This window comes from Blautia sp. MSK18_10 (assembly GCF_020553185.1).
GTDB lineage: Bacteria > Bacillota > Clostridia > Lachnospirales > Lachnospiraceae > Blautia_A > Blautia_A wexlerae.
Map to the genome: position 1 here is coordinate 1 of NZ_JAJCGT010000033.1, position 12366 is coordinate 12366.

A 12366-nucleotide genomic window follows, 5' to 3' on the forward strand; every position below is an offset into this window, starting at 1 on the left:
AGGGAAATAAAACATGCGTTTTGTGCAATTTTTATTTTTCAGACACGCTCTAGAGCGTGTTTGAAAAATCATTCCCACAATCTGCACGCCCCATTTTGCGGTATATTTTGTCCGAATTCGGTTGCTGTAGTCACCGCAACGTCGCCTTCTTCCGACCTGAAATAAAAAAATTTATCCTTCAAAACTGTCTCAAAATCAACTCGTCGACTCATTCTGGCTTAAATATAAGGCTTAAAAGAAAATTTTAACCTGTTCAAGAAACGCTTCAGGTGCTTCAACATGTGGAAGATGTTTTGTTTCTTTGAGAACAGAAACTTCAATAGCCGGGTTGGAGGCACAATAATCATCAGTGACAGCCTTTCCGTTTGGCTCTGTTTCACCTTCAACAATATAAATACTGTTATCCAGTGCCTTAAGTGCATGACAGATATTTATATTTATATACTTAGCTGCAAGACTGGAGTACAAAAATCTGGTATAATATCCACCTTTATGAGCTGCTTCATAATAAGCATCTGCCATTTGATTATCCACATGGAATGGATTATAATACATCTTCTCGATAAAAAGATTATTTATATTATCACGTGATACGATCATATGATAAACCAGAGTTCCGAAAATCGGAATTTCCAGAGCTGCTTTTAACAGGCGGTCCTTTCTGTTTGGCATCTGTTTTAATTGAGTCAGGCTGGGCGGATTTACCAGCATGATTTTGTTAAAAAGTTCTTTCTCATTGTGACAGGCCATAGTAACAAAAGAGCCTGAAAAACCACTTGCAATCACATCTGTTTTCTGACCAATTATTTTTTTGATAAAATCACTGATCATCTGAACATAAACAAAATTTGTATAGGTAATGCTGGATTTGTCCGAACGTCCGCATCCTAACAGATCAACAGTATATACGGTATGGTCAATTGCCAGTTCGTCTTCAATTTTGCTCCATTCATACCCGGAAGCTCCAGGTAAAGTGTCATGAATCAAAAGAATCGGTGACCCAGTTCCCTTTTTGGTATAATAAATGTTCCCAAAGCGCCATTCAAAGTAATTGTCATTAGAAATGTGGAGCATCTGTTTTAATTGTGCAGCAGTAGCAATCGTGTGGTTAATAAAATGAACAGCAACAGTTGCGCCGGTCATCAGAGCAGCAAATGTAAGAAATTTGTGCTTGTTTTTACTCATTTTCGGCCTCCTTTATCAAGCATAACAAGTGATTAGCCTGCTAAAATTATATACCCATATTATACCGCGATACTGTCTGTTTTACAAGAAAATATGATGCGAAAAAAAGAACCATATGGATTGATGATGTTACTGTTCACTCCGTTCACAGCAACACGCTTCGCGATGCACAGAATTTATGCTAATCGCATAAATTCGCGCGGTATGTCTCGGGTTTTCTGTGACCTTCACTCACAAAAAACACCTCGCGGGATATTACCAGTGAACAGTAACTTGATGATTACTGTTCACACACCACAATCCCGCGAGGTGTTTTGGCATGAATGTGCCAAAATCCCGAGACATACAAGCCAAAATTCCATTGCCGCAGGCAATCTGGAATTTTGGCTACATTACTGAGAACGGAGTGAACAGTAACGATTGATGGAAAAAGAAAATGTCAATCACCACAAAATATACAATATTTATGCTAAAAATAATGTGTTTTTTTATGTTTCACGTGAAACATTATGTGGCATGATTAAAATAAAAGTGTTATAATAAACCTGCGTATGCATGTTGGCATTATAAAAAATAATGTAACAGGCAAAATAGGAATAACTACAATTAAAACCTCATAAAGGAGGAATGAAGTTGGGAAGAATTATAGCAGTTGCTAATCAGAAAGGCGGAGTTGGAAAGTCAACAACTGCAATTAATCTTTCAGCATGTCTTGCAGAAAAAGGGAAAAAGGTTCTCGCAATTGATATGGATCCACAGGGAAATACTACCAGTGGTTTCGGCGTTGATAAGAACGGCATAGAAAATACATTGTATGAACTTTTGCTTGGAGAGGCAGAAATGAAAGACACGATTGTAAAAGATGTTGTTGAGAATCTTGACCTGATTCCATCTAATATTAATCTTTCCGGTGCAGAAATCGAGCTGGTAGGAATCGATGATAAAGAATTTATCTTAAAGGGAATTACAGATAAGCTTCGACGTAAATATGATTACATAATACTGGATTGTCCGCCGTCATTAAATATGCTGACGATCAATGCATTAACCGCAGCTACATCTGTATTAGTGCCGATCCAGTGTGAATATTATGCGCTGGAGGGACTTTCACAGCTGATTCATACCATTGATCTGGTAAAAGAAAGACTGAATAAACGTCTGAAAATGGAAGGCGTAGTATTCACAATGTATGACGCAAGAACAAACCTGTCTCTGCAGGTAGTGGAAAACGTAAAAGAGAATTTAAATCAGAATATTTATAAAACAATTATTCCACGTAATGTAAGACTGGCGGAGGCTCCAAGCTATGGACAGCCGATTAATATCTATGATCCGAGATCAGCAGGAGCAGAAAGCTACAGGCTTCTGGCAGAGGAAGTGCTCAACAGGGAGGATAATTAATGGCAGGAAGAAAAAACGGTCTTGGCAGAGGCTTAGATGCATTTTTTCCAGACAGAACATCTGTTGTCAAAGAACCTGCCAGAAAGACAATAACCAAAACAGTTAAAACAGAGAAGAAATCTGACGTAGCTGAAAAACAGACAAACCCTACTGTTGCAAAGAAGCAAACAGCAGATTCGAAAACAGGGGCAATGATCGTAAAGATCTCAAGTGTAGAGCCGAATATGGATCAGCCACGTAAACAGTTCGATGAAGATGCACTCATGGAACTGTCTGAGTCTATTAAACAGTACGGCGTACTCCATCCACTTCTTGTGTCTGATAAAAAGGACTACTATGAAATAATTGCAGGTGAAAGACGCTGGAGAGCGGCAAAGCTTGCCGGACTGACAGAGATTCCTGTAATTGTTAAAGAGTTTTCTGAGCAGGAATTAGTAGAAATTTCCCTGATTGAGAATATTCAGCGGGAAGATTTAAACCCTGTGGAAGAAGCGATGGCATATAAACGACTGATTGATGAATTTCATCTGAAACAGGATGAAATCGCAGAGCGTGTAGGGAAGAGCAGAACAGCAGTAACAAATGCAATGAGACTTCTCAAACTCAGTGAAAAAGTGCAGCAGATGCTGATTGATGAGATGATCACTGCCGGTCATGCCAGGGCAATCCTTTCGATAGCAGATAAGGAAAAGCAGGAATCAATTGCAATGAAGGTTTTTGACGAGAAATTAAGTGTTCGTGAAACAGAAGCGCTTGTAAAACGTATGCTGGAGCCGCCAAAAACAGCAAAGAAGAGCAAATTCAGTTCTGCTGAGGATGCAATATATGAGAGTCTGGAAGAAAAAATGAAAAGTATCATGGGTACCAGAGTTCAGATTCACAGAAAGAAAAATGACAAAGGTAAAATTGAAATTGAATATTATTCCAAGGATGAACTGGAAAGAATCATAGATCTTTTCGAATCCATTGGTTAGGAGTGACAGTAATATGAGTGGCATTTTTGAAAATCTTGGAATTGATTCCGGGATCATCATTATTATACTGCTGATTCTTACTATCTTCCTGCTGGTAAGGAATATCAGTATGAATATGCGCCTGAGCCGTCTGGAACGTAAATATAAGACGTTCATGAAAGGTTCAGATGCACAGTCTCTGGAAAAAGTATTCGTTAGAAAATTCGCTCAGATAGATAAGCTCTATGATGCGAAGGAAGAACATGATCATGATCTTCTTTTTATCAAAAAGAATCTTGATAAAATGTTTAATAAATATGGTGTAGAAAAGTATGACGCATTTGATGATGTAGGTGGAAAGTTAAGTTTTGCGCTGGCTTTGCTGGACAAAGAGAATACAGGCCTTATCTTAAATGCAGTACACAGCCGGGACAATTGTTTTTTGTATATGAAAGAAATTGTAAAAGGCGAATCCTACGTTATGCTCAGCCAGGAAGAAGTAGAGGCACTTCGTAAGGCAGTGAATTTTGGACTGGATAATATTGAAGAATAAAGTTTTTTAAAAGTTACTGTGAACGGAGTGAACAGTAATGTTTAAAAGTTGAAAACAAGAGCATACTAAAAGAGAATCTGTTTTGTGCAGGAATGCACATGATATGATAAATTGATATCAGGGGGAAAGTTGTTGCCAGATTTTACCCTGACATCATTACATAATGTAATAGAATATTTCAGGAGGAACAAGATGTTAGATATTAAATTTGTGAGAGAAAATCCGGAAGTTGTAAAACAGAATATCCGCAACAAATTTCAGGATAATAAACTGGAATTAGTGGATAAAGTTCTGGAACTGGACAAAGAGAATCGCGAAATCAAACAGGAAGTAGAAGCTCTTCGTGCAGAGAGAAATAAAATTTCCAAACAGATCGGTGCACTGATGGCACAGGGAAAGAAAGAAGAAGCTGAAGAAGTAAAGAAACAGGTAGCTGCTTCCGGAACCCGTATTGAAGAACTTTCCACAAGAGAGAAAGAGGTAGAGGAAGAACTTCTCAAAGATATGATGGTAATTCCGAATATCATTGATCCATCTGTACCGATCGGTAAAGATGACAGCGAGAACGTAGAAATCGAGAAGTTTGGTGAACCGGTTGTTCCGGATTTTGAAGTGCCATATCATACAGAAATTATGGAAAATTTTGATGGAATTGATCTTGACAGTGCAAGACGTGTTGCAGGAAATGGTTTCTACTATTTAATGGGAGATATCGCAAGACTTCACTCAGCAGTAATCTCCTATGCACGTGACTTCATGATAAACAGAGGTTTTACTTACTGTGTACCTCCTTTTATGATCAGAAGCAATGTTGTAACAGGTGTAATGAGTTTTGCTGAAATGGATGCCATGATGTATAAGATTGAGGGTGAAGATTTATACCTGATCGGAACAAGTGAACATTCCATGATCGGTAAATTTATCGATCAGATCATTCCTGAGGAAGAACTTCCGAAAACTCTTACAAGCTATTCTCCATGTTTCCGTAAGGAAAAAGGTGCTCATGGACTTGAGGAGAGAGGCGTTTACCGTATTCATCAGTTTGAAAAACAGGAAATGATCGTTGTCTGCAGACCGGAAGAGAGTCCGATGTGGTTTGATAAATTATGGCAGAATACAGTAGATCTGTTCCGTTCTCTGGATATTCCGGTTCGTACACTTGAGTGCTGCTCCGGTGACCTGGCAGACCTGAAAGTAAAATCTCTTGACGTAGAAGCATGGTCTCCACGTCAGAAAAAATATTTCGAGGTAGGAAGCTGTTCAAACCTTGGTGATGCACAGGCACGTCGTCTTAAGATCCGTGTAAACGGAAAAGATGGTAAGAAGTATCTTGCACATACATTAAATAATACTGTTGTAGCACCGCCTAGAATGTTGATCGCATTCCTGGAGAATAACCTGAATGCAGACGGTTCTGTAAGTATTCCTAAAGCTCTGCAGCCATACATGGGTGGTATGACAAAGATTGAGAAAAAGCACGCTTAATGGAGGGTGAGCTTTTTCAGGGAGGTGTTCTTATGCACAGTTATCTGAGGGCAGTTGGTTTTTCCAGGATCACCAAAAGAAGCAGTATCAGACAGATCATTACGGATGTGGTTGAAACTTATGATGAGAAAACGGTCATAGAGAACTACCCTGATGGTATGTTTGCAGAGTTTTCCAAGAATTATGGATGCGATTGTGGAATTACTGTCTGCGGGCAGTATGATGAAAACAACGTATTTTATCCGGATTATTATTTCCCTTTTTTTCGCGGAACAGGCATTACAACACAGGAGAGTGTTGTGATAGAAAGACATGCAGACAAAGAATCTTTTGCAGGTGCCTGTGACGATTTGAGAATTGGGGTTACTTTAATTTTCTATCTTCAGAATGCTGCTGAGTATCTGCAACAGCGTGAAAAAGGCAACATACTTCCGGGTGGCCAGCCTTTAACCCTTTCCGGGCTGGCCAGGGAAGGAAAAATCCTTTTTCCTGTAGAGAAAGATAAAGAAGCAGTAAAAGCAGAACGTGAACTGACAAAGAACAGAAATCATCTCATTGCAGCCGCCAGAAACGGTGATGAAGAGGCTATGGAGAGCCTCACGATGGAGGATATGGATACATATTCCATGATTTCTCAGCGTATAGTTACAGACGATATTTTTTCAATAGTGGATTCCTATTTCATGCCATATGGGATTGAATGTGATCAATATAGTGTCATGGGTGAGATTCTGGATTTTATGACATTCAAGAACATTATAACAGGAGAAGAAATCTGCCAGCTTACATTAGACTGTAATGATATGCAGTTTGATGTTTGTATCAATAAGAATGATTTGCTGGGGGAGCCAAAGATCGGACGTAGATTCAAAGGAATCATATGGCTCCAGGGACAGTTGCATTATTAAAATTAAAAGATATGTTCAGAATGATAGCATGATAGCATGGACGAGAGTACTTCGTCCATGCTTTTTTTGGTGTCATAGTACTTCGCGCTCTGCTGAACTGTCTTGATTGCATTTTTTTATGGAGTTGCTATAGCATATAATTTTTGATTTATAAAAAACAATGGGCAAGATTTCTTTGTAATGTTTCACGTGAAACATTGTAAAATATCATGTAATTTCTACACTTGACAAGAGATAGGAAAATATTACTGTTTACGCGCCACTATTCTGCGAAATATTTTGATATGAATATGTCAAAATCCTGAGACATACGGAACAGAAATGGAATAAAGATATACAGGAAAATACCGAAAATCCAGGAGATACTACATTTCCGGCAGTAAAGGGAGATGCACTTTCTATGTGTTGATTTATTTGTAACATTTTTCGTTTACAGATGTTATATTAGTGAAAGGGATAAAAAACTGGAAACAAAACAGATATGAAAGCTATATCCAGCGCGAAAATCAGGGAAGGGGGAATGATAGAAGTGGATAATCAAATCTTATTAAAGCTTTACAGCCTTTATCAGAAAGAATTATATTTATATTTATATTCGCTTTGTGGGGACAGATATCTGGCAGAAGATTTGCTCCATGAAACCTTCCTGAAAGCACTTCTGGCCTTGCCGGACGGACATAGCAACATGCGGGCATGGCTCTATATGGTAGCGAGAAACCTGTTCTATAATCAACAGAAAAAGAAATTACGGGAGATTCTGATGGATGAACAGATATATCCTTTAGAAGAAAAAACAGAAGAAGGTCTGCCTGAAAAAATTTTCGAGGAAGAAGACAGGCGGATGCTTTATCAGGCAATCCTCAGACTGGATATAAAGAAGCGAGAAATCATTCAGATGCAGTATTTTGGCGGAATGACACAGAAAGAAATCGCGGCAGTTTTACATATCACGTTGGAAAATGTACGGGTGCTTGCATACCGGGCAAGGAAAGAATTGAAAAAATATCTGGAAGAGTGTAGAAAGGAGGACTCCAAATGACGTATCGTGAGTTACTGAACTTATATAAACAGGGAAAATTGGACGATGTTAGAAAAAAAGAAGTTGAAGCAGCTATTGAAAAACAGGACGCAATCAGTGAATTTCTCTATGAAGAAGGTGAGATACCAGAATTTTCTGATCTGGAGAGTGAGAATGCAGAGAATCCGGAAAATAAAGAATGGTTAGCAGGACAGAAAAACAATCAAAAAGATGAGATCAACAGGCAATTTATAAAAGAAATCAGATGGTCAATCCGCAAGGCTTTTATTAAAATGGGAATGATTGTAGGAGTAGCTGTCCTTGTAATTGTTTTATGTGCTGTATTTATCCTCCCAAAGGCCGTGTCGGATTTTTATTATAATCCCAATGAAGTAGTTGGTAAATATGAAGAAATGACTACGACCAGAATGGATTTGGATCTTTCTGTTTATTCTGAACTGTTTTTGCCGGGTAATCATCGTAGTCAGGTCAGTGCGGTATCGAGAGGGTATGGTGAATACGATATTATCATTCCGCAGACTTTTAGTTGGACTGGAAAATTCACTTCTGTCAGTGGACGTTTGGTGCGAGGAAATCTTATTTTTTATGACAATAACATATTGAGCAGACCACTTATGCAGTTTTATCTTCCGGGAGATACGACCGCGTGGGAGGCGTGGGAAGTGCATGAAAATGGAAAAGAAACTAAAATAGACACAGAAATGCGTAAGGGGGAAAGCATTCAGGATTCCAAAGACGCAATCGCAGAATACAATGATAACGACTGGTATCTTGCCTATGTTTCCATAAATGATATTGTGGATTACAGAGATTTTATTGAGTGGTATCAGAAACTGTCTGATGATAAAGAACTGGAATGGGGAGAACTCTGGTGTGCAGTTCATACGGAAGACGCGGATGGTTACTGTGTGGAACCAAACATTGGTTTCTGTCCGTATCCGTCGGGGATGAGCATGAATTGGGACAGAGAGAAATATCCATATTTGTCGCTTCTGGATAATACAGATATCTGTCATGATGTGGATGTGACAGACGAAGAAACTATGCAGACCCACTTTATCAGCATGCTTTCCTACATTCAGGATTATGACGACATTATTTCAATGATGGGACAGACGACGGATTCTCCGAACAGATACCAGGATATGATTAACTATGTAAAGAAAAATGGGCTGAAGATCCATGGCTTTGCAGTTTATGCAAAGAAAAAGAATCTTCTCGAATTATATAAACAAGATATGGTGTCCTATGTCCAGACAATACTACAAAATTAAGAAAGAAGTGCAGATATATCAGAAGAGATATTTCTGCACTTTTTTAATCAAATCAGGTAAGCAGCGAAGCGGATTGTGAATATTTGTCTGAATGTAAAATTTAAAATGAGAAGCCAGATTATGCTTGTAATTTTTCTTTAGATATAGTAAAATCATAGATATGGGTTAGGAATTCTCATAGTTCAGTTAGATAGAGTATCCGTCTCTATAAAGAGAGCAGGGGTATTTCTCTGAGTAAAAAAACAACTCAGAAAAATCTGTGATTGACAGCTTGTAAAAGAGCTGATAATCTAATATATGGCCGAAGGGAAAAATCCCAGAAACCCAGTAAAATCAAGGGTTTGCGGCATGTGTCGTCATAGCTCAGCTGGATAGAGCACTCGCCTCCTAAGCGAGGGGTCGGAGGTTCAAATCCTCTTGGCGACGGGCTTCAAAGCGTTCGAAAATGTTAGCTGGATTAGCTGACAACGAACGCTTTTGTTATTTTCTAATCACGTTCGTGACACAAAATTCCATTCAAAATGATCAATTTCCAGCTAACGCAATCCGATTTTTGTTAGCTGACAGCTAATCAAAATTACCGGTTTGCAAACATGGGTTTTAGGAAGTTCAGCTAACATTTGGGTTCGCTCCGTTGTCACCCCTTATTCGGGGATGTAAATCAGAGAAAAGGCGGGAAAAGAAACAATCTCTCCCAAACTTGCAAACATAAATTAGCTGAAACAGTACTCAATTCTATTAGCTACAGCTAATGGTCAAACAGCAATGTCTGTTTGGAACTTTACTATCTATAAAAGTTCCAGTCAGGCATTTTTTAGTGTCCTGAATCCTGGAGGAAAGGAGTCAAGATGACTGAACTAAACAGACAATCAGAAGAAAACGAAGAAAGAATCATAGAAATTGAGATTGAGCGTCTTCGACCGTTCAAAGAGCATCCGTTTCAGGTGAAAGATGTCTTACACTGTATGAGTGGTAACACCACAAAGGTGAAGAACATCAAGAAATATTTATTAGCAGCCCTGTTTAATGCACCGTCAACGATGAACGGGTATTATCAGGCAGAGGTGAACCATGATATGCCAGGATTGGTAAGATAGGAGGTGCACATGTTTATTTTAAAACTTGCTGGAAAGATATTATTACTGCCGGTATGGCTGATCCTTTTTGTGATCGGCCTGGTAGTGAAGATGACAGTACAGACTTATGCGGTTGTAAGGGGAATCCTTGGTTTTATATTCACTTTGTTGATTATAGCAACTGCATACTGTTACCATGACTGGGTACAGGTTGCATTCCTGTTTGCGCTGAGTGTTATTCTGTATCTGATCCTGTTTGCAGGAGTGTTCGTAGATACTGTACTGGACATGACAAGAGAATGTATTATTGACTTTATTTTATCTTGAGGAGGATATGAAAATGAGTGAAAAGAATGATTTTATACAATTACCACCAATCAAAAAAGACACACCGTCCGAAGTGGTCTCAATAATCTGGCAATATTTGAAATTACCTGAGGAATCCAGAAAGAGAGTGACGGCAGATCTAATTGATGTGGATGAAAATTGTGAGAAGGAAGATTTTCAGATTCCAGATCTCTATGACATCGTTCCAAAAGAAGAAATCGCGGAATTTGAAGAAACTATGCGTAAAATTATAGCAGGAATTATCTCTCAGGCTAGAGCGTGTCTGAAAAATCATTCCCGCAATCTGCACGCCCCACTTTGCGGGATATTTCACCCGAATTCAGTTGCCGTAGCCCACTACGGCGCCCTCATCCGGGCAAAATATCCCACAAATTGTGACGCACATCTTGCAGAAAGCCTTTTTCAGACACGCTCTAGCAGTGTTGCCACCTGGGTGTATGTACAGAAATATGTGAAGCACAAAACTCTGGATGAAATGCTGCAAGAATGGAAAGGGGCAAGCCAGTTTATTATTGTCATGGATACCTGGTTCGAAAGATTGATGGCAGAATAATAGATGCTGTGATAGAATGAAGAAAACGATTTGAAGTGCAAATCGGGATTTTTAAAGGAGACTTGCTATGGATATGAATCTTTCATTTTCTGTACTTACAGCAGATATTATTAGTATACTGCTGATTGGAACGTTGTATCTCGCTAACAGACAAAAAGCGGAGTACGACAGAGATATGCGACTTCTACAGCAAATGATGGTAACTATAGGGATTGCCAATATTTCTGACAGTTGCGTTTATTATCTTGCTGGCAGTTCTAATATAGTTATCAAAGTTTTGGTCTTTCTGAGCGGATCAGGGCTCTTTTTAGGAAATGTAATGATTGGATATTTGTGGGCTAAATTCATAATGGTACATATGAATATCCCATTTTCTGATATACGCAGAAATATTTACCGAACAATTGGACTTATTTCTATTGTACTGTTAGTAATCAATATTTTTTATCCATTGGTATTTTCGGTGAGTGATGGTAGGTATCAGAGAGGATTCGCATATATTATTTTTCTGATTTTTGCTGCTTTTTACATTTTGGACAGCTTGTATTTGTATGTTAAGCGTGTTAAAAAAAATGGCAGTTTAAAATTATTTCCAGTTCATATATTTCTAATTCCTGTTATATTAGGGGTAGTTATTCAAGCATTTTTCGTTGAAATTGCAATCACCTGGACATCTATTGCAATATCGGTCGCGGGAATAATGACAGCACTAAAAAACGAGATTATTTTTACAGATTGCCTTACAGGATTATATAATCGCGTGTATCTGGAATTTTTACATAAGCGAGCCTGTAATAAAAAGGACTGCTGGGTATCCGGTATTATGATTGATCTGAACGGATTTAAACAGATTAACGATAACTACGGACACGCAGAAGGAGATCTGGCATTGTGTATTGTTGCTGATTTACTTCGGAAATCGTTCTCTGAATATGGTGTAGTAACAAGATATGCTGGTGATGAATTTGTTATAATGCTAAATACAACAGATGATCAGCTCATACAAAAAATAATCAAATCTGCTAAAAAGAATTTTGTGACAGAGAATGAAAAGAGCGATAAACCGTATTAGTTATCTGCATCTATGGGATACGCAATAACTAATCTAAGTAACGAAACAATAGATGATTTTATGAATAGAATCGATGAACAGATGTATCAAGATAAAATGAAATACTATGAGCATAATGATCGTAGAAATAGCAAATAAATAATTTCGGTCATTTTACTTGTAAAATTCAAGTTTGTATATATCTTTTAAAAGGTATATGATTAAGAAAAACGGCAGGAGGTATCTGAATGAAATCACATAAATATTGGTCTATCGGTGCACTGATTACAATGCTTGGAACTTTTTATACAGGTTATAAGGGATCAAAAGAAGGCCATAAGTACTTTGCAGCAAGTTCTTTGCTTTGCATGATTATGGCTATTTATACAGGACACAAGATGATTTCTGGTAAAAGTAGGAAGAAAAAAGAAGTTTCAGTAGAGAGTGTTGAAGATTAAAAAACAAAATATTTTAATAAATAACGCCGGTGCGGGATTTTTGATATCCAGTACTGGCGTTATTTATTCTACAGGGGCTTGG

General features: G+C 38.2%; 13 protein-coding genes, 1 tRNA gene and 2 pseudogenes. 14 read left to right on the forward strand and 2 right to left on the reverse strand.

Features of this window, described 5'->3' with window-relative positions; translation table 11 throughout:
- Window positions 1–87, reverse strand: an 87-nt coding sequence (locus LI074_RS17945; protein WP_320443422.1) for a DUF6783 domain-containing protein, incomplete at its 3' end; no start/stop codon positions are given.
- Between LI074_RS17945 and LI074_RS17950 the strand changes: the two genes are divergently transcribed.
- The gene (locus tag LI074_RS17950; protein WP_306441496.1) at window positions 61–165 is read left to right on the forward strand and encodes a DUF6783 domain-containing protein; all 105 of its coding nucleotides are present in this window, start codon (window positions 61–63) and stop codon (window positions 163–165) included. The two genes, LI074_RS17945 and LI074_RS17950, sit on opposite strands and share 27 nt — an antisense overlap.
- Window positions 166–231: 66 nt before the next feature.
- Here LI074_RS17950 and LI074_RS12535 read toward each other — a convergent pair whose 3' ends face one another.
- Window positions 232–1185 carry an alpha/beta fold hydrolase gene (locus tag LI074_RS12535; RefSeq protein ID WP_008708024.1) on the reverse strand — a complete coding sequence of 318 codons (954 nt, stop codon included), beginning with the start codon at window positions 1183–1185 and terminating at the stop codon, window positions 232–234.
- Window positions 1186–1818: 633 nt separating this feature from the next.
- Between LI074_RS12535 and LI074_RS12540 the strand changes: the two genes are divergently transcribed.
- From LI074_RS12540 to LI074_RS12600, 13 genes and pseudogenes are all read left to right on the forward strand, one after another.
- A complete protein-coding gene (locus LI074_RS12540) occupies window positions 1819–2586 on the forward strand; it encodes a ParA family protein (RefSeq protein ID WP_008708026.1) in 768 nt (255 codons plus the stop codon).
- Window positions 2586–3560, forward strand: a complete 975-nt coding sequence (locus tag LI074_RS12545) for a ParB/RepB/Spo0J family partition protein (protein ID WP_025578450.1) — start codon at window positions 2586–2588, stop codon at window positions 3558–3560. The genes LI074_RS12540 and LI074_RS12545 overlap by 1 nt, the downstream gene beginning before the upstream one ends.
- Before the next feature lie 13 nt (window positions 3561–3573).
- Window positions 3574–4092, forward strand: a complete 519-nt coding sequence (locus tag LI074_RS12550) for a DUF4446 family protein (RefSeq protein ID WP_020993348.1) — start codon at window positions 3574–3576, stop codon at window positions 4090–4092.
- A gap of 192 nt (window positions 4093–4284) precedes the next feature.
- Window positions 4285–5577: a serine--tRNA ligase gene (gene serS / locus LI074_RS12555; RefSeq protein ID WP_118331685.1), complete on the forward strand. Its 1293-nt coding sequence runs from the start codon at window positions 4285–4287 to the stop codon at window positions 5575–5577.
- A 32-nt stretch (window positions 5578–5609) separates the two neighbouring features.
- On the forward strand, window positions 5610–6485 hold the full coding sequence (locus tag LI074_RS12560) for a DUF3881 family protein (protein WP_173698307.1): 876 nt from the start codon (window positions 5610–5612) through the stop codon (window positions 6483–6485).
- Window positions 6486–7014: 529 nt separating this feature from the next.
- Entirely contained in the window at window positions 7015–7524 is a 510-nt protein-coding gene (locus tag LI074_RS12565) for an RNA polymerase sigma factor (protein ID WP_070100002.1), read from the forward strand.
- A complete protein-coding gene (locus LI074_RS12570) occupies window positions 7521–8798 on the forward strand; it encodes an anti-sigma factor C-terminal domain-containing protein (protein ID WP_055058231.1) in 1278 nt (425 codons plus the stop codon). The genes LI074_RS12565 and LI074_RS12570 overlap by 4 nt, the downstream gene beginning before the upstream one ends.
- A 352-nt stretch (window positions 8799–9150) precedes the next feature.
- Window positions 9151–9224, forward strand: a tRNA-Arg gene (locus LI074_RS12575).
- A gap of 518 nt (window positions 9225–9742) precedes the next feature.
- A pseudogene (locus LI074_RS17955) lies at window positions 9743–9895 on the forward strand (DUF6017 domain-containing protein); the annotation flags it as partial.
- A gap of 9 nt (window positions 9896–9904) precedes the next feature.
- Window positions 9905–10201: a hypothetical protein gene (locus LI074_RS12585; RefSeq protein WP_128868187.1), complete on the forward strand. Its 297-nt coding sequence runs from the start codon at window positions 9905–9907 to the stop codon at window positions 10199–10201.
- Window positions 10202–10439: 238 nt separating this feature from the next.
- Window positions 10440–10589, forward strand: a pseudogene (locus tag LI074_RS18205) (DUF6783 domain-containing protein); the annotation flags it as partial.
- Window positions 10590–10842: 253 nt separating this feature from the next.
- Complete coding sequence (locus LI074_RS12595; RefSeq protein ID WP_128868238.1) at window positions 10843–11847, forward strand: GGDEF domain-containing protein; 1005 nt, start codon at window positions 10843–10845, stop codon at window positions 11845–11847.
- Window positions 11848–12074: 227 nt separating this feature from the next.
- Window positions 12075–12284 (forward strand): DUF6219 family protein, encoded by a 210-nt coding sequence (locus LI074_RS12600; protein WP_008392833.1) that lies wholly within the window; start codon window positions 12075–12077, stop codon window positions 12282–12284.
- Window positions 12285–12366: the final 82 nt, after the last annotated feature.

Excerpts from the sequence above, each read along its gene's own strand:
- LI074_RS12535 (WP_008708024.1), bottom strand. The coding sequence starts at position 1,185 with ATGAGTAAAAACAAGCACAAATTTCTTACATTTGCTGCTCTGATGACC.
- LI074_RS12545 (WP_025578450.1), top strand. The coding sequence starts at position 2,586 with ATGGCAGGAAGAAAAAACGGTCTTGGCAGAGGCTTAGATGCATTTTTT.
- LI074_RS12550 (WP_020993348.1), top strand. The coding sequence starts at position 3,574 with ATGAGTGGCATTTTTGAAAATCTTGGAATTGATTCCGGGATCATCATT.
- serS (WP_118331685.1), top strand. The coding sequence starts at position 4,285 with ATGTTAGATATTAAATTTGTGAGAGAAAATCCGGAAGTTGTAAAACAG.
- LI074_RS12560 (WP_173698307.1), top strand. The coding sequence starts at position 5,610 with ATGCACAGTTATCTGAGGGCAGTTGGTTTTTCCAGGATCACCAAAAGA.
- LI074_RS12570 (WP_055058231.1), top strand. The coding sequence starts at position 7,521 with ATGACGTATCGTGAGTTACTGAACTTATATAAACAGGGAAAATTGGAC.
- LI074_RS12585 (WP_128868187.1), top strand. The coding sequence starts at position 9,905 with ATGTTTATTTTAAAACTTGCTGGAAAGATATTATTACTGCCGGTATGG.
- LI074_RS12595 (WP_128868238.1), top strand. The coding sequence starts at position 10,843 with ATGGATATGAATCTTTCATTTTCTGTACTTACAGCAGATATTATTAGT.
- LI074_RS12600 (WP_008392833.1), top strand. The coding sequence starts at position 12,075 with ATGAAATCACATAAATATTGGTCTATCGGTGCACTGATTACAATGCTT.